The sequence below is a fragment of the Rhizobium sp. PAMB 3174 genome (assembly GCF_052908375.1).
Genome location: NZ_CM128608.1, coordinates 478,792 through 500,248, shown reverse-complemented (window position 1 = coordinate 500,248; position 21,457 = coordinate 478,792). Strand labels below are relative to the sequence as shown.

Here is a 21,457-nt window from a genome sequence, read left to right as displayed (position 1 = left end):
ATCTTCCTCCCTGTTGCATGATTTGAGTGCATTATCTCGTCTTCAATTCTCCGGCCGGCGCCCCTCATAAGCGGCCTGCAGGAGGTCCCGGATCGAGCGACGATCGATCGGCCGGGGATTCCAGTAGGGGTTTTCCGCAGCCAGATCTGCGGCGCGGTCGAGGTTGGCTTCGTCGAAACCGATATCGCGCAACGACACGGGAGCGCCCAGCGACTTCGAGAAATCAAAGAGGCCGGCCCCCGGGCTGCCGCCCATGATGTCGCCGATCGGCGCCAGGAGCCGAGGAACCGCAACAGCATTGTAGGCGGTGGTGTAAGGCAGCATGACCGCGTGGGTTTCAGCATGCGGCGTATCAAAGCTGCCGCCCAGCGTGTGGCAGATCTTGTGATGCAGCGCCATGCCGACCGTGCCGAGGACTGTACCGGCCAGCCAGCAGGCATATTGCGCTTCCGCACGCAGATCGAGGTCGTCCGGTTTCTCGACGAGACCCGGCAGCGATGACTTGAAGGTGCGGAAAGCCTCGACGGACATCATCGTGGAAATGGGATTGCGGTCACGCGCATAGAGCCCTTCCATGGCGTGCGCGAGTGCGTTGAGTGCGCTGACAACAGTCATCGGAACCGGCAGGCCGAGCGTGAGCTTCGGATCGTAGATCACCACTTCCGGCAGGATTTTGACATCACGCAACGTGGTCTTGCGGCCCCCTTCGGTCTGGCCCAGGATCGGCGTGACCTCGGACCCGGCGTAAGTGGTCGGAATGGCGATTTGCGCGACGCCGGTTCGGTATGCGATCGCCTTTCCGAGACCGGTCGTGGAGCCGCCTCCAAAGGAAATGACACAGTCGGCCCCGGCCGCCTGCAATACGGCGACGGCATGCTCGCTGACATCGACGGGGGTATGCATCACGGCGCCGGCAAAGCAGCCGGCGGAGAGTTCGCCGAGATCGTTCGCCAGCGCTTCCGCCTCCCGCGCCTGATGCGGCGTCGACAGGACGAGCGCCCGAGACTTGCCAAGCTTGCGCACCCATTCGGCCGCTTCACTCAGACGCCCGGCGCCAAAGACAACCGTGGCACGATTGACCTCGTAGACGAAATCACGGCTCATCGCAGTGCCTCCTGGCGTTCGCGCACCATGACGAAGCTCACCTCAAGTTCCCGTCCGGCAGGCGTGCGCCGGAACGACTTGACGAGTTGCGGCCGCACGGCAAACAGGGGATCGGATACAAGGGCCGGATCTTCCGCATCGAAGATGTGGGTTGTGATGGTTTCGAAACCCTCTGCGGCGATCAGGAACTGAAGATGAGCAGGCCGCTGCGGAGGAAATCCGGCACGGGCCAGAAGTTCGCCTGCGGGACCCACCAGCGGCACCGGATAACCCGAAGGCATGACCGTCCTGTAGTGGAAGCAGCCTGTCGCCTCGGTCGTGAAACGGCCGCGCAGATTGAACTCGGGCTGGCGATCCGGCTGCTGGTTTTCGTAGAAGCCTTCGCCATTGGCCTGCCATGTCGTGACGCGCGCACCCGCAATCGGCAGGCCATCGAGGTCGACCACCTTGCCGGAAACGGAAAGCGGCTCGCCCTTGCCATCGAGGCAGATATTCGCGCCGAGCGGCCTGTCGGGCGTATCGGCCCGGTAAAACGGTCCACGCGCTGTATTGGGGATTGCCGCTGCCGGACGCCGATCGTTGATTTCCTCCACCAGCGCAGAAATGCCAAAGAGATCCGAAATCAGCACCCACTCGTCACGTCGCGTGTCGCTGTAGTCGCCAATGTCTCTGAGGAGCGAGAGGAAGGCGCGCCATTCCGCGCGTGACGGACGGATCTCGCGTACCAGCGCCTGCAAATGGAAGGCGAATGCAATCAGGGTCGCCGGTAGCTTTTCGCTTCGGCGATCGCCGAAACGTTCGGCAAAGATGTCCGGCGTGATGGACATGCCGGCGCCCGCCTTGTTGCGAGCTGTAACCATGGAATGCTCCTCCCAGAACGTCTCCCATCCGAAAGGTAGCAGAACGAAAAACACGTTTGATGATTTCTTTGTCAAATAATATAAGCATTTGGTATGAAGATCGAAGAGAAGCATCTCGTGCAGCTTGCTGCCGTCGTTAAGGCCGGCGGCGTGGTCGAAGGCGCAACCCTGCTGGGGCTGACCCAACCGGCGGTCTCCCGCACGCTGGCGATCCTCGAAAAGCGGGTCGGCGAACCGCTCTTCGTCAAGGGCCGGCGTCCACTCATGCCCACGCCCCTGGGCCGCGAACTGGCGCAACATGGCATGGCGGTCATTACGGCATCGCGCAAGGCGAGCGAGGCAATTGACAGTTTCCGCCTCGGACGTAGCGGTGTGGTGCGCATCGGGGGAACCCCCTACTTCATGGACGGCCTGATCGCCGGCATGGCCGCCGACTTCCAGACCGGCCATCCAGATGTCCGTATCGAACAGAGCTATGGGTATATCCAGGATCTGAAGTCAGGACTGACATCGGGGCAACTGGATCTGGCGATCTGCCCGATCGATCTTCTCGATGAGGGATCCGGCCTGATTGCACAGGAGATACTGCCCGGCCGCAATGTGATAGCCTGTCGGGTGACACATCCGTTGCTGATAAGCAGGAAACTGCGGCCGGCGGCGCTGCTTGACTATCCCTGGATCGCCCCGCCGCCCACCAGCCCCCTTTTGGCCGACCTGCACAGCCTGCTTCTGTCACTTGGAGCAACGGAAGCCAAGATCCGCTACTCCGGCGGCTCGCTGATGAATGTCGTCAACTACCTCAAGGGATCGGACGCCCTGACAATTCTCCCGCATTCGACGGTATTTTCGATGCGAAACGATCGATCCATCACGGCCTTGCCCGTGCAGATCCCTCATCCCGAACGCGCTTTGGTGCTCTTGCGACAGAAGGATGCGGCGCGCATGCCGGCCGTTGAAAATTTCGCAAAGCATATTGCCCACCGCTTCGAAGAGTTGAAACACCTCATCAAGAGACACGAACAGGCGGTTGTCTGGGGCGGATAGGGAGACCGGGACGGCAATGCCTTGAGTGGACAAAACGACCAGGCCCAATCGCCTGATTTTCGAGACGAGAACCACCCCGCTATCGGTCGGCACTACGCGGCGGGGGCCCGCCGTCAGCGCTTTGAGAAGGCAACGGTTTCTCACCCAACGCGGCCTTCCGCTTGCTGTCCTCTTCCTGATCTGCTTTTGTAGCGACATCCTGGAGTTCGAAACGTTCTGGAAAGAGTATTCTGTCAGGGTATCGATTGCGCCTGTGCTGAAATCCGGCACGTTATCGTTCGGGTATTTTTTAGCATTTTAATAATTCAGGTAACTGGTTTGATAGAGGCGGTGGCTAATGTGCGCCGCGTGAGAGATGTGGTTATTTCACGCTGAAGAGCGCGCCCGGCATGATGCTTGATTACAATTCCCTTCTCCTCGCCCTGGGCTTCTCGGCGATCTGCCTGATGCTGACTCTTCTCGGAACCTGGGTTTCGCGACGCGCGGATTCCTTCCTCCTGACGCTGGTCGTCGCCCTCTTTTTCATCATCGTCGGCATCTTCATCTTCAGCGACTACACACTGGAAACCGGCGTTCTCAGGGCATGTCTCGCCTATGCCAGCCTGATGGCGGGCTTCAGCACGATCTATGCCGGATCCGTGCAGTTCAGAACCGGTCGCAGCCCCTGGATGCTGTCATCCGCTCTCGCGGTCGCCACGATCGTACCCGGCCTCGCGTTGATCCTGTGGGGTCTGGACGGGGTGGGATTCATCTTGATGAACACCGCCACGGCCGCACTGCTAATCGGCACCGGGTGGCAGTACTGGCGCGCCCGCGCGGAGGCGCCCGGACCGCTGACCGGAATGGTCTTTCTCTACATTCTCAGCGGAATTTCGTTCGCACTTTGCGCTGCCGTCCTCCTCAGTCGGCGCCAGTGGGTTCTCGGCCATGCCCCGGAGAACTGGGCGGAAAATCTCAATCTAGCGATCTGCGTTGCCGGCATGTCCGGTATTGGCGCGTTGTCGCTCGCGCTCCATCAGTGGCGACTCGCGGCAAGGCACCGCCATGAGGCAAACACCGACCTGCTGACCGGCCTGCTCAACCGTCGCGCGCTATTCGAGCATGTTTCCGGCCGACCGATCGACACGAAGACTGCAGTCGTCACTTTTGACATCGACCTGTTCAAGTCGATCAACGACCAGCATGGCCATGCAGCCGGCGACATGGTGATCAGGATATTCGCCGAGGAACTGAACAATGGTGTCGAAGGCCAGGAGATCGTGGCCCGTCTGGGGGGCGAGGAGTTCGCCATTGTCCTCACCAACACGTTGCCGGCCAGGGCAGAGCGGGTCGCGGGCGATATTTTGCGCAGGTTTGCATCCCGTGAAATTCGGATCGGGGAGACGAGCGTGCGCTGCACGGCCAGCGCCGGCATCGCCTTTGGGACGCCGGAGACCGACAGCTTCGAGATCGTCCTGAACCTCGCCGATGCCGCGCTGTACCGCGCCAAGCGCGATGGCCGAAATCGTGTGCAGATAGCCGACTTTCTGCACCAGGTCGAACGGGTGGAAGCCAAGGGCAGCGCGGCGCCATAAAGGCCCGGTGCCCCCGGCACCGCTATCCGGCGAACGTGTTTAGCCGCGCAGCTCCTTGATATAAGCCCGCCAGCCGCCGAGTTCGGTGATCTCGCGAGCGCCGGAAACGGCGTGGACCTCGCACAGGAAGCCCGAGACCTGCGATCCGTCATCGAGCGTGATCTTGCCGATGCCGAGCGGCGCCGGGATATTGGCGACGAACTTGCCGAAGGCGGCGGGCGGCAGCTTCCAGACCTCGACCTCCAGACCCTTGCCAGCGAAGCCCGGTTCGCGGATCAGGCCCGGCTTTGGCGGCGTGGTGTTTGGCAGGACAAAGAGCCGGTAGTCGCCCGCCGTTCGGCAGGTCTTGACCAAAACACCGCCCGGACCGGTCAGTTCGTGGTTCAGCGGCATGCCGGTCAGATGGGCGCCGACGACCATGATGGAGATCATGCCGTCATCCGCGGGCAGGATGCGGCTCGCCTCGGAGATTGCGGCCGTCTTGTCCTTGCCCATGCCGGCGGCAAGCGTCCGGTGCATCTGATCGGCGAAGGGGGCGAGCGCATCATCGGAGAAGCCCGGACCAATCAGCGTCACGCCGGACGGCAGGTGGCCGTCCGCATCGAAGCCGGCGGGAATGGCAATGCCGGCATAGCCGAACAGATTGGCGAAGTTGGTGTAGCGGCCGAAATGACCGTTCTTCGCGATCGGATCGGCCTGCATTTCCTCCACAGTGTAGGTCGTCGGCGACGTCGGCAGCATCAGCACATCGACCTTGGACCACTCGACTTTCGCCTTCTGGCGCAACGCTTCAAGCTTGTACTTGCCCTCGAAGGTCGCAACGGCGTCATAAGCCTTGGCGCCCTCGATGATGGTGCGCACCGTCGGGTCGAAGTCATCGGCATTGGTGGCGATGAAATCCTTCACCGCAGCTAGGCGTTCGGCCACCCATGGGCCGTTGTAGAGAAGCTCGGCCGCCTCGCGGAACGGCGCATAGTCGAAGGGAACGATGGTGGCGCCCAAGGATTTCGCCCGCTCGATTGCGGCATCGTATAACGCCTCGTAGGCCTTGTTGCCGTAGAACTCGCGCTCTGCGCCGTCGAGGACGCCGATACGGAGGCCAGATGCCGGCAAGCCGACGGGGACGGCCTCAGTCGAGAACGGATCGGCGGCGTCATAGCCCTCCATCACCTTGCGCACGGCAATGCCGTCACCGACGGTCGCGGCAAAGACGGTCACCACATCGACACTGCGGCAGGCGGGAATGACGCCGGTGTTCGGCACCAGTCCCGGCGTCGGCTTGATACCGATCAGATTGTTGAAGGCGGCGGGTACACGGCCCGAACCGGCCGTATCCGTCCCGAGCGAAAAGGCGACCAGGCCGGAGGCCATGGCGATGGCGGAGCCCGAGCTGGAGCCGCCGGAAACATAGGCCTTATCGAAGACGCAACGCGGTGCGCCATAGGGCGAGCGCGTGCCGTTGAGGCCGGTCGCGAACTGGTCGAGATTGGTCTTGCCGACCACCAGCGCGCCGGCGGCCTTCAGCCGGACGATCAAGGTCGCATCCGTCTCTGGGCTGTATTCGTAGGCCGGGCAAGCCGCCGTCGTCGGCAGCCCGGCGACGTCGATATTGTCCTTCACCGCAAACGGAATGCCCCATAGCGGCAGCGAGTTCGGCTCCGGCGCGCGCGCCATCAGCTCTCGGGCGGCAGAACGAAGCATATCGTCCGGCGCACGGGTGATGAAGATCGCCGGATCGTCGGAGGCGTTGCAGCGGGCGATCACCTCTTCGACGAGATCGAGCGGCGTCATTCCGTTGGCATAGGCGTCGCGAATAGATGAAAGGTCGAGAATTTCGGGCAGCATCAGATGTCCTCAAGCACGGCCAGCACATCGCCGGCTCTTACGTTTCGCCCGGCTCCGGCGCGCAGTTCCTTCACGCGGCCGGCAGCATGGGCAGTGATCGTGATTTCCATTTTCATGGATTCGATGATGGCGAGCGTTTCGCCCGCCGCCACGGTCTGGCCTTCCTCGACGAGAACCTTCCAGACATTGCCCGGCACGGCGCTCTCGACACCGAAGCAACCCTCCGGAATATCCCCGCCGGCATGGTGACCAGGGCCCTCGTCGACGGTGAAACTGTCGAGGCCTTGCTCCTTCCAGCGCCGCCGTTCGGCTTCGAACGCCGCCTGCTGGCTTGCCTTGAAGGTGGCGATCGACGCGGCATTGGCCGCGATCCCGGCCTCGTATTCCGCGTAGGAAAACGTGCCGTCGTCTATACGGATCGGGTAGCCGCCATGCGGGAAGGCCGCTCGCGCCTCCGTCAGCTCGGCGTGGCTGAACGGGAAGAAGCGGACCTGGTCGAAGAAATCGAGAAGCCAGGGCTTGCCGTGGCCGAAGACCGGCGTCTGCCGCCAGGTGTTCCACATCTGGATGGTGCGGCCGAACAGCTGGTAGCCGCCGGGGCCTTCCATGCCGTAGATGCACATGTAGGCGCCGCCGATGCCGACCGCGTTTTCCGGCGTCCAGGTGCGGGCAGGATTGTACTTGGTCGTCACCAGCCGCTGACGCGGATCGAGCGGTGTCGCCACCGGCGCGCCGAGATAGACGTCGCCGACCCCCATGACCAGATAGCTCGCATCGAAGATCGTCTGCTTCACCGCCTCTTCGTCGGCGAGCCCGTTGATCCGGCGGATGAACTCGATATTGGATGGGCACCAGGGCGCGTTCGGACGAACCAGTTCCTGGTACTTGCGCATCGCCAGTTCGGCATCCGGATCGTTCCAGGAGAGCGGCAGCCACACCGTGCGGCTCGGAACCTTCACCGCGTTGATCGACGGCAGCGAGGCCTCGATTTCGCCAAGCAGCCCAACGAGGCGGGAGCGCGTCAACGCCGTGCCGTCATAATGAACCTGCAGCGAGCGGATGCCCGGCGTCAGGTCGACAAGGCCGGGCACTTTCTCTTGCTGAAGAGCCTGCATCAGCAGATGGGCGCGCAACCTGAGCCCGATCGAAAGCTGCATCGACCCGTATTCTATGAGCAGGTTGTCGTCGCCCTGCCGCCGGTAGACGACCGGCACCTCGCCTTCGTCGCTGCCGCCGACGATCGGCGAGCCCGCCTTTTCACCGATGCCTATGACCATCGGGCCGGCCACCGCATCGTCGGTCCGGGACACCGCATGAAAGCGGATCTTGTCGCCCGGCTTGAACTGGCCCATCTTCCACTGCTCGTCGCGGGCAATCACCGCCGGGCAGACGAATCCGCCGAGGCTCGGCCCGTCCGGGCCGAGGATGATCGGCATGTCGCCGGTAAAGTCGATCGCGCCGATGGCATAGGCATTGTCGTGCAGGTTGGAGGGATGAAGACCGGCCTCGCCGCCATCCTCGCGCGCCCATTTCGGCGCCGGCCCCATCAGCCTGACGCCCGTACGCGCGGAATTGAAATGCACCTCGTATTCGGTCGCAAACAGCGTCTCGATATCTTCCTCAAGAAAGAAGTCCGGCGCGCCGTGCGGACCGTAGACGACGCCCACCTGCCATTCCCGCGTGAGCGGCGCCGGCTTGCCGGCGGGCACGACACCGGCTTGGGAGGTGCGTGCAAGCCTGAGCACATGGCCGGCCTTCAGCGTGCCAGTGGCGTTGCCGCCGAACTGACCAAGGCCGAAGGTTGCACGCGAACCGAGGACCACCGGGGCGGCAAACCCGCCGGCAACGGCCAGATAGGCGCGCTGGCCCGGCCCGTCGATCGCACCGATTGCCAGCGTCTGGCCGGCTTTAACGCCGAAGGCCGCATCATGCGGCACCGGCTCGCCATCGAGCTTCATCGGCATCCGTGCACCGGCAAGGGCAACGGTGACGTCGGAGAAGAATTTCAGCACAGGACCGGAAACCGTCAGCTCCAGCGCAGCCGTCTCGTCATGATTGCCGACGAGACGGTTGGCGTGGCGGAAGGAATAGTCGTCCATAGGACCGGACGGCGGCACGCCGACATGCCAGAGGCCGAGACGGCCGGGCAGTTCCTGAAGGCTCGACTGCGCGCCGGGAGCGATCACCTCGATCACGTCCGGCACGAAGTCGAAATCCTTCAGCGCCGTCGTGGCGACATCGCCTTGGCCGAACAGGTCCGAGGCGGCAATCGCCTTCAGATAGTCGAGATTGGTCTCGATGCCGCAAAGGGACGTGCCGTCGAGCGCCTTTTCCAGTGCAGCGATCGCCGAAGAACGGTCTTCACCCGAAACAATCAGCTTGGCGAGCATCGGGTCGTAATAGGGCGTGACCTCCGTCCCGGTCTCGATCCATCCATCGACGCGCACGTCGGACGGAAAGACGACCTCGGTCAAAAGGCCTGCACTCGGCCGGAAATCCGCATGCGGCATCTCCGCGTAGATGCGCGCCTCTATGGCGGCACCTTGCGGCGTCAGGATCTCGTTTCCGCTCAGCACGTCCTCGCCGGCCGCCTGGCGGATCATCCATTCGACGAGATCGATCCCGAACACGGCTTCGGTGACGGGATGCTCGACCTGCAGGCGCGTATTGACCTCAAGGAAGTAGAATTCCTCGCGGGCCGGATCGTAGATGAACTCCACAGTGCCGGCGGAAGCATAGGCGACCTTTTCGCCGAGCGAGATTGCCGCCGCGTGCAGACGCCTGCGGACCGCGTCGGACAATCCCGGCGCCGGCGTCTCCTCGATCACCTTCTGGTTCCGCCGCTGCAGCGAGCAATCACGCTCGCCGAGCGCGATCACCCTGCCCTTGCCGTCGCCGAAGATCTGCACCTCGACATGGCGGGCCTTGGCGACGAAGCGTTCAAGATAGACGCGGGCATCGCCGAAGCTCGCGCGCGCCGTGCGCTGGACGCTCTCGAAGGCCGATTTCAGGGCGCCCGCATCGGCGCAGAGCTGCATGCCGATGCCGCCGCCGCCGGCGGTCGACTTCAGCATGACCGGATAACCGATCGCCTCGGCGGCTTCGAGGGCCGCATCGGCGCTGTCGAGCAAATCCGAGCCCGGCAGCAAGGGAACGCCGCTCGCCTTGGCAAGTTCGCGCGCCGTGTGCTTCAGCCCGAAGGCCGAGATGTTTTCAGGCTTCGGGCCGATGAAGGCGATACCCTCCGCCTTCAGCCGCTCGGCAAAGCCGATATTCTCCGACAGGAAGCCATAGCCGGGATGGACGGCCTCCGCCCCCGTCGCCTTGCAGACGGCGACGACGGCATCGACGTCGAGATAGCTTTCAGCCGCCGGCGCGGGACCGAGCCGGACGGCTTCGTCGGCCATCAGAACGGCTTTCGAGAAACGATCGGCATCCGAATGGACGGCAACCGAGGCGATGCCGAGTTTCTTCAGCGTACGGATGATCCTGACCGCGATTTCGCCGCGGTTGGCAATGAGCACCTTTTTGAACATGGCTCAGGCCTCATCGTCCCAGACAAGGACGCGGATCGGTGTCGGATCGAAGCCGTTGCAGGGGTTGTTGATCTGCGGGCAGTTGGAGATGACTAGCAGCACGTCCATCTCCGCCTTCATCTCCACGTAGTCGCCGGGCGCGGAAATGCCGTCGACGATCGTCATCTTGCCGTCGGGTTCGATCGGCACGTTCATGAAGAAGTTGATGTTAGGCGCCACGTCCCGCTTGCTCATCCCGTGCTTCGAGACCTCGATGACAAAGTTGTCGCGGCAGGCATGCAGGTACTTCGTGCCATGGCCGAAACGAACGGTATTGCTCTCGCAGGAGCAGGCGCCGGCGGACGTGTCGTGCCGGCCGCAACTGTCGGCGGTCATGGTGGCCATGATCCGGCCTTCGCTCGACATGATCTTCGTGCCGGTGGTGATGTAGGCTGCGCCCTGCTCGCGCATGGTCTCCTGGTTGGAATAGCGCTCGGAAAAATCAGTCGCGTTATAGAACAGCGTATCGACGGCCTGCTGGCCGTAGCTGTCCTCGATGCGCAGGATCTGCCCTTTCTTCACGAAAGTCGAAAACGGCGCTTCGGCCGGAATGTAATGGTCCTGAACCGCATTCTCGGGTGTGCGGGCGGGCGATGTTGCAACGAAATCGGTCATGGTGTCCTCCCCTCAGGCTTCCGAAAAGGCGTTGTTCTCGAAGCCGCGAACGGCTTCGGCGGTTGCCGTCCGGCAGAGGTCGTCCGCCGCCGGTTCGCTTGCGGCAATGCGGGCGACGGTCACCGCATTCGGGGCATAGGCAGGATTCGGATCAAGGGGATGCGGGCAGTTGGAAAAGACGACGGCCATGTCCATCTCCGCCCGGAGCTCGACATAGTCGGCCCCGTTCAGAAGCTCCGGCTTCCAGACGAAGCGACCTTCGCTGTCCACCCGAACCGGCGCGAAAAGCGCGAGCGCTGCCGGCAGGTCGCGCTTGTCGAGACCGAGCTTGGTCGCCGCGATGATGAAGTTGTCGCGCGTATTACGCGTCGCCTGGCTGTTGGCGGTCGCATATTTCTTCGCATTCGAGCTGGCGGTAGAACCGCCCATCAGGCAGTCATGGGCGCCGGACGTGTCCTCGACGATCGAGAACATCACCTTGCCCATGTCGGAGAAGATCACCCTGCCCTTGCCAAGCCCAGTGGTCCATTGCAGCTTCACCGTATCGGGCAGGTTCAGCCGTTCGGACGGATCGCTGGCATTCCAGGCAACCAACGAAAGCGTCGAGAAGCCGTCTTCGAGGCTGACGCGCAGGACCTCGTTCTTCTTCACCTTCGTCGACCAGTACCAGCCGCCGGGTATGACTTCGCGGTGAACGATCCTGTCGGCAGCGATTTCAGGCGCCGGCAACGGGCTTTTGCCCGGCAGCGCCTTCGGGGCGAATTCGAGCCCCTTCTTCTGATGCTCTTCATAGCGCGCGCGGTTGGCGGCGATTTCTTCCGGAGAACGTCTGATGTGCACGGTTCTTCTCCTTCATCATCAAGTTGGCCGGGCCGTCCCGGCTATTGGCCTTGCAGAACCGGGCCGTCCCGGTCAGGCCGAATGAGAGACGCCTGGCCAGCCTTGCGCGGCGGCCAGATCGCAATGTCGCGAGTAATCGTCGCGCCGTAGCGGAGCTTTTCCTCCGGCCGGTCGCGCAGACGCTCGAAGGCGACGACCCGGGTTGCCAGCGTGAAGGCCTCGCGCATGTCGTGCGTGACCATCACAACCGTCATCGGGTTTTCGTGCCAGAGCCGTTTCATCAGCTGATGGATCTCGGCACGGATCCCGGGATCGAGCGCGCCGAAGGGCTCGTCGAGCAACAGCACCTTCGGCTTCATGATCAGGGCCTGTGCCAGAGCGAGGCGCTGCTGCATGCCGCCGGAAAGCTGCGCCGGATACTTGTCTTGGGCATGCGCAAGCCCGACCTCGGCAATCAGCTCCCGCGCCTCGTCGATTGCCGCCCGGCGCGCGGCGCCAAACAGCCTGGCTGTCACGCCGGCTTTCGTCATTTCCTTGCCGATCAGCACATTGCCGAGGACGGTCAGGTGCGGAAAGACCGAATAGCGTTGGAACACGACGCCTCGGTCGGGTCCCGGTTCCTGCGGCAAGGGCTCGCCGTCCATCAGGATCGTGCCGCGCGTCTGGCGCTCCTGGCCAAGCAGCATGCGCAGGAATGTCGTCTTGCCGCAGCCCGACGGGCCGACAAGCGCGACGAAGGCGCGGGATTCTATCTCGATGGAGACGTTTTCCAGAACGATCTGGTCGCCGTATTCCTTCCAGACCTTGTCGATGACCAGCCGGCTCATGCGTTCTTCTCCAGGTCGGACCAGGGGAAGATGGCGATGCGCAGCCGGTCGAGGATCAGGTCGGTCCCGACGGCGAGCAGCGTGATCCAGACGACGTAGGGAAAGATCACATCCATCGCCAGATAGCGGCGGACGAGGAAGATACGGTAACCGAGACCGGCATCCGACGAGATGGCTTCGGCGGCGATCAGGAACAGCCAGGCAGGCCCGAGCTGCAGGCGCACGCAGGTGAAGAGCCGCGGCAGGATCTGCGGCAGCACGACGCGAAGCGCAATCTGCCAGGACGAACCGCCGAGCGTCTCGGCCTTGATGATCTGCTCGCGCGGCAGTTCCAGCGCCTTCAGCGCCAGGTCGCGGATCATGATCGGCGTCACGCCGATGACGATCAGCGTGATCTTGGACGCCTCGCCGAGGCCCATGATGATGAACAGGATCGGCAGGAGCGCAAGCGGCGGCACCATGGAAATGGTGGCGACGAACGGAGCGAGAAAGGCCCGGACATAGGGCAGCATGCCGATCAGCATGCCGACCGCCAGCGCGATGGCAGTCGCGATGCCGATGCCCGAGAAAAGCCGGGTCAGGCTCGCCGCGGTGTCGGCCCACAGCAGATAATCGCCGGTGCGCGCATCCGCCATCAGGGCCATGCGATTGATGGCGTCGGCAAAGCCCGCGAAGCTCGGCAGAAGCTTGTCGTTTGCGTTTTCCGCCAGCCGCGCCGCCGACCCTATCATGTAGGCGATCAGCAGTGCGGCGAAGGGCAGAAGCGCGAGCGCGAGCTTCAGTCCGTTCGACGGGCGCGTATTGATCCAGCGCATGGTCCTCTCCGGTGATCGAGTGGCAACGGGGACCAACCGGCTATGCGCCCGGTCCCCGTCATACCGTTCCGACTTAGAGCGCGCCCTTGGCGGCGGCGTCCATGTAGGTGGTCGCGAAGCGGAGCTTCACATTGCCCTTGTCACCGAGCACGGAGCCATCGGGCATCTCGATGCCGATGACGTCCGCGGAGGCAGCACCGCTGCCAAGCAGGCCCTTCTCGAACAGGAAGTTTCGTACGTGGTCCATGGTCTTCGGAAGGTCGGCAGACGTGGTGAAGCTGACCGCATCTTCCGGCTTGTCGAAGAGCTTGGTGGCGGCGAGCTGCGCGTCAAAACCGGCGAGGTCGGTGCCCGATGCCTTGCCCATTTCCTCGCGCGCGGCCTTGGCCTCGTCGCTGTCGCCCGTCATCGCCTTCATCGTGTCGTACCAGATGCCCGCAAGCGCCTTGCCGAAATCCGGATTGTCCTTCAGCACGTCGGTATTGGCGACCATGAGGTCGATGATTTCGCCGGGGATCTGCGAGCTGTCGAAGACCTTGTGAGCGTCGGGTTCTTCCAGAATGGTCGACACCAGCGGGTTCCAGGTGACCACGGCCGTCACGTCCGGCGTCTTGTAGGCGGCGACCATGTCGGCATCCGACGTATTGACGATCGTCACGTCCTTCTGGCTCATGCCGATGCTTTCAAGACCGCGCGCCAGGAGATATTCCGACACGGAGAATTCGACGAGGTTGACCTTCTGGCCCTTGATGTCCTCGAACTTGTCCTTGTCCTTCAGGATGACGGCATCATTGCCGTTCGAGAAATCGCCGACGATGACCGCAGTCGTGTCGACGCCGCCGGCAGCCGGGATCGACAGGCCATCCATGTTGGTGAGCGTCACGGCGTCGAACTGGCCGGCCGTATACTGGTTCATGGATTCGACGTAATCGTTGAACTGCGTGACATCTATGGTGATGCCGTACTTGTCCGCCCACTTCTTGACGATGCCATGGTCCGCCGCATAGCCCCACGGCATCCAGCCGACATAGATCGACCAGGCGACCTTGAACTCCTTCTTGGCTTCCGCATGCGCAGGCGCGAATGCTGCCACAGCGAGCGAAGCCGAAAGAGCGGTGATGGAAAGGATGTGCTTGAAAGTCTGCATTGGTATTCCCCTTTTGTCATTTTCCAAAAAGGGATCGGCAAAGACCAACGCCGCCAATCCCTTGGCTAACGAGGTCTCCCGGGCTTTTGTCCCGCCGTGCACCCGACAGGATGTCTCCCTGCCGGTGGCTGCTCTCGGACCAGTCACGCCCTCAAATGAGGCGCCGGAACCCTAGCGGCCAACTCTGAATTAGACGAAGCAAGTTCGGTGCCAAATCAGAAATTTCAATAAATTCAAAACGATGATGGTTTGGTTTTGTATAAGAAAATTGCCTGTCGTCCTCTTTTTAGGCTCACCGCTCAAGTTATGGGCACATGCGATGAACTACTGGTCGAGGAAATCCCTGACAATCGCATTGAAGATGTCGGGCTTTTCGAGGTGCACGATATGTGCGCAACCGGGGACGACGGCCAGCCGGCAGTCGGGGATCGTGCGCCAGAGCTTTTCCGGCTGGCCCCAGCCGTAAGAGCGATCGCCGTCGCCCCAGATCACCAAAGTCGGCATGGGAAAGGCCGCAAGATTGTCCGAGCCGTCCCATGTCTCCCAGGCGGAGAGGCTGGCAAGAGCGGCCTGCATGGTGGCCTTTGCCCCCTCTGCCAGACAGACCGGATAGCGCTCCGCCCGTTCGCCCATTTCGAACCATGTGGCTGCAATGCGAGCGGCGGTCGCCTGCAGCCCTTCGGCCTTCAGCCGCTGGCGCGACACGTCGATCGTTTCGAAACGGTCGGGCAGCATGCCGACCGGACCCGTGCCGTAGAGGACCAGCCGCTTGATCCGTTCGGGCGCCATCGCCGCCATCTGCTGGACAACCATGCCGCCCATGGAATGTCCAAGGAGATGGAAGGTCTCGATGCCCGCGTCGGTCAGCGTGTCGAGCACCTGCCGCGCATGGCCCTCGATCGTATCCGGCGCGACCAGGCCGGCGCTGTCTCCAAAACCAGCGAGATTGAGGGCAATGCAGCGAAAGCTGTCGGAGAAGGCCTGCAACTGGCCGTCCCAGAGGCCGGCGCCACCGAGATAGCCATGCACGAAGACAAGCGGCGGTCCGCTCTCTCCCGATTGTTTCAGGGTGAGCATGGTCATGCGCTCTATTCGGCCGCCGACAGGTCGAAATTTTCGCCCGGGAAATATTTGCGCAGCCGGATATCCGCGGTGCGGGCATGGCCCTCCATTCCCTCCAGCCGCGAAATGCGGGCCGTCGCAAGCGCCACCGGCCTGGAACCGGCTTGCGTCGCGCGTTGCCAGGTCACCACCTTCATGAACTTGTGCACCGACAGGCCGCCCGTGTATCGCGCGGCGCCGGAGGTCGGCAGAACGTGATTGGGGCCGGCCGACTTGTCCCCATAGGCGACCGTCGTTTCCTCGCCGAGGAACAGCGACCCGTAGCACTTGAGCCGCGCAAGCCACCAGTCCAGATCGTCCGCCTGCACGCTCAGATGCTCCGGCGCATAGTCGTCGGCAGTCGCGGCCACTTCCTCGCGATCCGCGCAGACGATCACCTCGGCATAATCACGCCAGGCGGCGATCGCGCTGGCGCGGTTCGGTTCCGGCAGCGTTTCGATGAAATCGGGTACGATCCTGATGACTGTCTCTGCCAGCTCCATACTGTCGGTCACCAGCCAGACCGGAGAATTGTAGCCGTGTTCCGCCTGTCCAACGAGGTCGGCGGCAACGATCTGAGGGTCTGCGGTAGCATCTGCCACGATCAGACTGTCGGTCGGCCCGGCCAGCATGTCGATGCCGACGCGGCCGAAGAGCAGCCGCTTGGCCTCGGCAACGAACTGATTGCCTGGTCCGACGAGAATATCGGACTTCGGCTGGCCGAACAGGCCGAATGCCATCGCGGCCACGCCCTGCACGCCGCCCATGGCGAGGATGCTATCGGCGCCGCACAGGTCGGCGGTGTAGAGAATGGCCGGGTGAATGCCATCCGCGCGCGGCGGGGAGCAGACGGTAATGTGGCCGCAGCCGGCGACTTTCGCGGTCGTCACCGTCATGATGGCCGAGGCGACATGGCTATACCGACCGCCCGGCACATAACAGCCCGCCGCCTGGCATGGAATGACCCGCTGCCCGGCCACAAGGCCCGGCACGATCTCGATCTCCGTTTCCGTCAGTGTCGCCTTCTGCGCCTCGGCGAACTTGCGGATATTGTCGTGGGCGAAGCGAATGTCGTCCTTGACCTTCTGCGGCAGGCTGGCGGCTGCCGCTTCGATCGCGGCGCGACCGACCACAATCTCTCCGTCGTAACGATCGAACTTCGCCGCATAGGCTCTCGCCGCGGCGTCGCCGCCCTTCTCGATCTCCTCAAGGATCGTCCGTACCGTTTCGGTAACGGAGGCTGAATCGCTCTCGGCGGTTTTCTCCGCCTTTTTCAGATAGACACGCGGCATTGGGCATTCCCTCGAGACTGGGCCGGGACGATAGGAGTTGTGAGTATCGGTAAGCCGATCAGGCCTTGCCCTTCCACGGCACCAGCTTGTGCTCGATGAAGCGCATCAGCATGTCGAACGCGTAGGCGATGGCGGCAATGATGATGATGCCCATGATGACCGTCGGCGTCTGCAGGAACTGCGAGGCAGACAGCACCATGTAGCCGATCCCCTTGGTCGCGGCGACCATTTCGGCAGCGACCAGCGTCGTCCAGCCAAAGCCGATGCCGATGCGCATCGCGGTCAGGATTTCCGGCATGGCAGCGGGCAGGATCACATAGCGCATGACCTTCCAGCGGCTGGCGCCGAAGGAATAGGCCGCATGGATCTGCTCGATCGCCGCCGACTTGACGCCAGAGCGAGCACCGAGCGCCACCGGCGCAAAGACCGACAGGAATATCAGCAGAACCTTGGAGGTTTCGCCAATCCCGAACCAGATGATCATCAGCGGCAGATAGGCCAGCGGCGGGATCGGCCGGTAGAACTCGATCGGAGGGTCGAATATGCCGCGGATGAGCGGGCTCATGCCCATCGCCAGGCCCAGCGGAATACCGATGGCGCAGGCGAGAATGAAGGCGCTGAAGACCCGACCGGTGGAAACCCCGATGTGGACGAGAAGCGACGTCCCGGTGAAGCCTGACTCGATCGTCGAGAGAAACTTGGAGACGATGGCGCCGGGCGATGGCACGAAGAGCGGCTTGACCCACCCCATGGCCGTGACCAGCCACCAGACGGCGATGAGGATCAGTATCGTCGCAATGCTCAAAAGCAGCGTGTCGCCCTGGCCGGGAACACCGTAGGTTTCCCCGGGTCTCGTCGCCTTCGCCTTTGAAAGGCGTCCGATAAGGCTGACGGTCGTGGGGCGGGATTTGGTTTCTGCGGCTGCGCTTTCCGCGCTCTGTTCGATGGCGTCGCTCATGCTGTATTCTCCTCGTCGGCGAAGATGATGCCGAGCACCTCTTCGCGAAGCTTGATGAAGTCGGCTGAGGCCTTGATGTCGCGTGCCTTCGCACCCTCGATGAAACGGCGCGAGAAAGGCAGGTCGAAACGATGCGTGATGCGCCCCGGTCGCGGCGACATCACGATCAGCTTGGTGCCCATGAACAGGGCTTCTTCCACGCTGTGGGTAATGAAGAAGACCGTCTTGCGGGTGCTTTCCCAGATTTTCAGGATCAGTTCCTGCGCCTTTTCGCGTGTCAGCGCATCGAGCGCGCCAAGCGGCTCGTCCATCAAAAGCACGCGCGGGTCGCAGGTCAGCGCCCGGGCAATGCCGATCCGCTGCTGCATGCCGCCCGAAAGGGCGTAAATCGGCGACTCCTCGAAGCCGTTGAGCCCGAGGAGCGCGATGAAATCGTCGGCGATCTTGTCACGCTCGGCCTTTGGCCGGTCCTGCAGTTTCAGGCCGAAGGCGACGTTTTCACGCACATTCAGCCAGGGCATCAGCGCGTGCTTCTGGAAGACCACGGACCGGTCGGCCCCCGGCCCTTCCACCCTGCGGCCGTCGAGAAGAATTTCGCCGCTGGTGGGTGACAGGAAGCCGGCGATCAGACTGAGAAGGGTCGACTTGCCGCAACCCGAAGCCCCGAGCGCAACGACGAAATCGCCTTCGTCCAGCGTGAGGTCAATCTTTCTGAGCGCTTCCACCGGCGCGCGGCCGCCTGCGAAGGGGTAGATGACGGAGGCATTCTTGATTTCCAGCACCATGGGTCATGCTCCTGTTGTTCCCCGGACCTTGGCAAAAGCCTCGGTCCGGGGATGCGGGACTGCGGTGGGGCTACTTCGCAGCGTCCGCATAGGTGGAATTGACGAACGGCGTATAGTCGTCGGCAACCGCATCGATGCGGCCGGCGGACTTCAGGAAGTCTGCGGTTCCCTTGAGCGTCTTGGCAGCACCGCCAAGCCATGTGTCGGACACCTGATCGGCCATCGGCAGGAAGGTGAAGCCCTTCAGGATTTCCGGAACCTGCGCCGGATCGGCACCGGTGGCGGATGCAAGGGTCTTGACCTCTTCGCTGTCGACGGTCCACTTGGCCGGATCCGCCAGATAGGACTTGTTGACGCGATCGACTTCCTTCAGGAACGCGACGATCTTGTCCTTGTTCTCCTCGCCGAACTTGGTGTTGACCACCCAGGCGTCGAAGGTCGGGTAGCCCCATTCCGCGGTCTTGTCGGCGCCGAGCAAAAGCGTTCCCGTCTTCAGGATTTCGGATTGCACCGGCTGCCAGATCCATGCGGCGTCGATGGCGTTCTGCTGCCATGCGGCGGCGATCTGGTCCGGCGGCATGTTCATGATGGTCACTTCGCTTTCGGCGATCCCTTCATGCTTCAACGCACCGATCAGCGAAAAATGCGCGGTCGAGCCGACCGGCACGGCGATGCGCTTGCCCTTGAGGTCGGCGAGCGTCTTGATGCCGGACGAACTGCTGACGATCAGCGATTCCGCGCTGCCGATCACGTCGGAAAAGGCGATCAGCTGAATGTCGACGCCCTGACTGGTGGCAATCGCCAATGGCGAGGAACCGAGTTCCGAAAGCACGACGTCGCCGGAGGCCATTGCCGCGATGACGTCGGTGCCGGACGCGAACTTGCGCCATTCGACGTCCCAGCCGGTGGCCTTCTGGATGGCATCGGAGCTCGCCAGGAGCTGCATCGGCGTCGGATTGCCGAAGTGGCCGATGATGATCGTTTCCGCCATTGCGGAGCTGGAAATCAGCACGGTCATGACGCCCGCGACTGCACCACTCAATAAAGTCCTAAACATTCCACTCTCCAGATTTTTTGGTTTGATGCGGGCTTTTGGTTGGGACTGCGGCCAGTCCCCGCTGTTTTTCTCTGGCCGCAGGTATGGATCGGATCACCCCTCCTCGCCTGTGGAGAAGGCCACGCAGGCCTCCGCCAGAACGTCCAGGGTATCCAGTGTAAAAGCGTCCGGCGGCGCGGCCGCCGAAACCAGCGACAGCTCCGAACACGAGATCAGAAGACTGTCCGCCCCCTGATCCAGGAGGCTTTCCGACAGGCGCAGCATGGAAGCGTTCGCCTCCTGAAGGCTGCCGCCCTTCTTGATGTGCCGGATGAGAGACAGAAGAGGCGCGTCATCCTTGAGGTAGAAGGGCTGGCAACCCGTGCCGGCAAACGCGCGGTCGAAAACGCCGGTGATCCGCACGGCCGGCGACGCCAGCATGCCGATCTTTGCGCCGACCCCCATCCGCGAAGCCATCCGCGTAGCGGAAAGCTGCACCATGTCGAGGAACGGGATCGTCACCGCGGCACAAATCCGGTCCGCATAGTGGTGCGCCGTATTGCACGGCATGGCGAGCGCTTCCGCGCCGAAAGCCTCGAGCCTCGATGCCATCCCGGCGATCACCGGCCCCGGATCTTCGCCCTTGCCTTCGATGAGGGCTGCAATGCGCGAGGGAATTTGCGGATTGTTGTCGACGAACATCGGCACATGATCGGCATCGTCCTCGGCCGGGGTGGCAGCGATGATCCGGTTCATCAGCAGCGCCGTCGCCTCGGGGCCCATGCCGCCGATAATGCCGATCCGCCGCCTGAACCTTGCCCCTGCCATCAAGCGGCTCCCTTGAGCGACAGCGAGCGCCCGCAATGGACGATGATGTCGGCGATATGGGCGCAGTCGTCGAGGCTGAAGGTCAGCGGTATACGCATGTCGAACACGCCGGACAGAACCTCATCCGTCTGCGGCAAATGCTGGTCGTCGAGAAATCGCCAGCTGTGGTGGTTGCTGGTGAAAGCGACGGGATTGGCGTCGCCGAACCATTTCAGCTCGACACCCAGCGCCTTCGCGTCGCTGACGAACCGTCGCGCATCCGCCTCCGATATGCCTTCGATCAGAAACTGGATCGAACTGCCGACCGGACTTTCCGCTGCGGGACGCTCCGGAAGATGAAACAGGCCGGAACCCTGCAGGATCGTTTCGATCGTGTGATAGCGCTCGTTCCAGCGCGCGATATTGGCCTCCAGCCCCGCAAGCTGCGGTCTGAGGATCGCCGCCCGCAGATTGTCCATCCGGCCCGAGCAGTTGGGCGTTTCAAGCCGCACCTGTTCGAAGTAGCGCATCTCCGGGGCGGCACCATGACGCTCATAGAGCATGTAGGAGCCGGACAGGATGATGGCTCTCGCCATGAACTCCGGATCGTCGGAGGTCAGAAGACCGCCCTCGCCCGAATTCATATGCTTGTAGGTCTGCGTGCTGAAGCAGGCGGCGAGACCGAAATTGCCGCTCTTCCTGCCGCCCCATTGCGCGCCCATGGTGTGCGCGCAGTCCTCGATGACCGAGATGCCGAACTTGTCGGCAATGGCAACAATCCGGTCCATGTCGACGATGTGGCCGCGCATGTGCGAGAGAAGCAGAAAACGGGCGCCGGAAGACACGGCCTTGCGCTCCAGATCTTCCAGATCGATGACAAGGTCGCGCGTGCATTCAACGAGAAGCGGCTTTCCGCCCGCATTGACGATGGCGCCCGGCACCGGCGAAAGCGTGAAGGCATTGGTCAGCACCGGCTCGTCCGGCCGCAAGCCGGCTGCGAGAAGCGCAACATGCATCGCATAGCCGCCGGAAGCGCATGCCAGGCAATATGGTACGCCCTGCCATGCCGCAAACTCCGCTTCCAGCAGCGCCACTTCCGAGGTCTCGCCCGCAACCGTATTGTAGCGGTGCAGCCGCCCGGTCTTCATGACGCGTACGGCGGCGGCAATCGCAGCATCGTCGAGCTGCTCCTGCTGCGTAAAAGCCCCTGTAAACGGCTGTGGCGCCATGGA

Annotated in this window: 18 protein-coding genes and 1 riboswitch; of the genes, 2 read left to right on the top strand and 16 right to left on the bottom strand. The window is 62.9% G+C overall.

What is annotated here, in order from left to right; translation table 11 throughout:
- Positions 1 to 42: 42 nt before the first annotated feature.
- Entirely contained in the window at positions 43 to 1,104 is a 1,062-nt protein-coding gene (locus ACU5AY_RS02415; RefSeq protein ID WP_446827848.1) for a maleylacetate reductase, read from the bottom strand.
- Positions 1,101 to 1,964: a dioxygenase family protein gene (locus ACU5AY_RS02410; protein WP_446827847.1), complete on the bottom strand. Its 864-nt coding sequence runs from the start codon at positions 1,962 to 1,964 to the stop codon at positions 1,101 to 1,103. The genes ACU5AY_RS02415 and ACU5AY_RS02410 overlap by 4 nt, the downstream gene beginning before the upstream one ends.
- A gap of 93 nt (positions 1,965 to 2,057) precedes the next feature.
- Between ACU5AY_RS02410 and ACU5AY_RS02405 the strand changes: the two genes are divergently transcribed.
- On the top strand, positions 2,058 to 3,008 hold the full coding sequence (locus ACU5AY_RS02405) for a LysR family transcriptional regulator (RefSeq protein ID WP_446823196.1): 951 nt from the start codon (positions 2,058 to 2,060) through the stop codon (positions 3,006 to 3,008).
- A 389-nt stretch (positions 3,009 to 3,397) separates the two neighbouring features.
- Positions 3,398 to 4,582 carry a GGDEF domain-containing protein gene (locus ACU5AY_RS02400; RefSeq protein ID WP_446823195.1) on the top strand — a complete coding sequence of 395 codons (1,185 nt, stop codon included), beginning with the start codon at positions 3,398 to 3,400 and terminating at the stop codon, positions 4,580 to 4,582.
- Between the two features lie 39 nt (positions 4,583 to 4,621).
- Here ACU5AY_RS02400 and atzF read toward each other — a convergent pair whose 3' ends face one another.
- The 14 genes from atzF to ACU5AY_RS02330 all read right to left on the bottom strand — a co-directional run bounded on the left by atzF (position 4,622) and on the right by ACU5AY_RS02330 (position 21,454).
- Positions 4,622 to 6,427 carry an allophanate hydrolase gene (gene atzF, locus ACU5AY_RS02395; RefSeq protein WP_446827846.1) on the bottom strand — a complete coding sequence of 602 codons (1,806 nt, stop codon included), beginning with the start codon at positions 6,425 to 6,427 and terminating at the stop codon, positions 4,622 to 4,624.
- Positions 6,427 to 9,963 (bottom strand): urea carboxylase, encoded by a 3,537-nt coding sequence (gene uca, locus ACU5AY_RS02390; protein WP_446827845.1) that lies wholly within the window; start codon positions 9,961 to 9,963, stop codon positions 6,427 to 6,429. Before uca ends, atzF begins: the two co-directional genes overlap by 1 nt.
- A gap of 3 nt (positions 9,964 to 9,966) precedes the next feature.
- Positions 9,967 to 10,617: an urea amidolyase associated protein UAAP2 gene (locus ACU5AY_RS02385; RefSeq protein ID WP_446827844.1), complete on the bottom strand. Its 651-nt coding sequence runs from the start codon at positions 10,615 to 10,617 to the stop codon at positions 9,967 to 9,969.
- Positions 10,618 to 10,629: 12 nt separating this feature from the next.
- A complete protein-coding gene (locus ACU5AY_RS02380; protein WP_446827843.1) occupies positions 10,630 to 11,457 on the bottom strand; it encodes an urea amidolyase associated protein UAAP1 in 828 nt (275 codons plus the stop codon).
- A 41-nt stretch (positions 11,458 to 11,498) separates the two neighbouring features.
- The gene (locus tag ACU5AY_RS02375) at positions 11,499 to 12,284 is read right to left on the bottom strand and encodes an ABC transporter ATP-binding protein (RefSeq protein ID WP_446823190.1); all 786 of its coding nucleotides are present in this window, start codon (positions 12,282 to 12,284) and stop codon (positions 11,499 to 11,501) included.
- A complete protein-coding gene (locus ACU5AY_RS02370; protein WP_446827842.1) occupies positions 12,281 to 13,099 on the bottom strand; it encodes an ABC transporter permease in 819 nt (272 codons plus the stop codon). Before ACU5AY_RS02370 ends, ACU5AY_RS02375 begins: the two co-directional genes overlap by 4 nt.
- Before the next feature lie 73 nt (positions 13,100 to 13,172).
- The gene (locus ACU5AY_RS02365) at positions 13,173 to 14,246 is read right to left on the bottom strand and encodes a putative urea ABC transporter substrate-binding protein (protein WP_446827841.1); all 1,074 of its coding nucleotides are present in this window, start codon (positions 14,244 to 14,246) and stop codon (positions 13,173 to 13,175) included.
- Positions 14,247 to 14,319: 73 nt separating this feature from the next.
- Positions 14,320 to 14,432: riboswitch (guanidine-I (ykkC/yxkD leader) on the bottom strand.
- 138 nt (positions 14,433 to 14,570) lie between these two features.
- Positions 14,571 to 15,329, bottom strand: a complete 759-nt coding sequence (locus ACU5AY_RS02360; protein WP_446827840.1) for an alpha/beta fold hydrolase — start codon at positions 15,327 to 15,329, stop codon at positions 14,571 to 14,573.
- 5 nt (positions 15,330 to 15,334) lie between these two features.
- Positions 15,335 to 16,639 carry a histidinol dehydrogenase gene (gene hisD, locus ACU5AY_RS02355; protein WP_446827839.1) on the bottom strand — a complete coding sequence of 435 codons (1,305 nt, stop codon included), beginning with the start codon at positions 16,637 to 16,639 and terminating at the stop codon, positions 15,335 to 15,337.
- Positions 16,640 to 16,697: 58 nt separating this feature from the next.
- Positions 16,698 to 17,597, bottom strand: a complete 900-nt coding sequence (locus tag ACU5AY_RS02350) for an ABC transporter permease subunit (RefSeq protein WP_446827838.1) — start codon at positions 17,595 to 17,597, stop codon at positions 16,698 to 16,700.
- Positions 17,594 to 18,382, bottom strand: a complete 789-nt coding sequence (locus ACU5AY_RS02345) for a taurine ABC transporter ATP-binding protein (protein WP_446827837.1) — start codon at positions 18,380 to 18,382, stop codon at positions 17,594 to 17,596. The genes ACU5AY_RS02350 and ACU5AY_RS02345 overlap by 4 nt, the downstream gene beginning before the upstream one ends.
- A 70-nt stretch (positions 18,383 to 18,452) precedes the next feature.
- Positions 18,453 to 19,439, bottom strand: a complete 987-nt coding sequence (gene tauA, locus ACU5AY_RS02340) for a taurine ABC transporter substrate-binding protein (RefSeq protein ID WP_446823183.1) — start codon at positions 19,437 to 19,439, stop codon at positions 18,453 to 18,455.
- Between the two features lie 93 nt (positions 19,440 to 19,532).
- Entirely contained in the window at positions 19,533 to 20,246 is a 714-nt protein-coding gene (locus tag ACU5AY_RS02335) for an aspartate/glutamate racemase family protein (protein ID WP_446827836.1), read from the bottom strand.
- Positions 20,246 to 21,454: a DegT/DnrJ/EryC1/StrS family aminotransferase gene (locus tag ACU5AY_RS02330; RefSeq protein ID WP_446827835.1), complete on the bottom strand. Its 1,209-nt coding sequence runs from the start codon at positions 21,452 to 21,454 to the stop codon at positions 20,246 to 20,248. The genes ACU5AY_RS02335 and ACU5AY_RS02330 overlap by 1 nt, the downstream gene beginning before the upstream one ends.
- Positions 21,455 to 21,457: the final 3 nt, after the last annotated feature.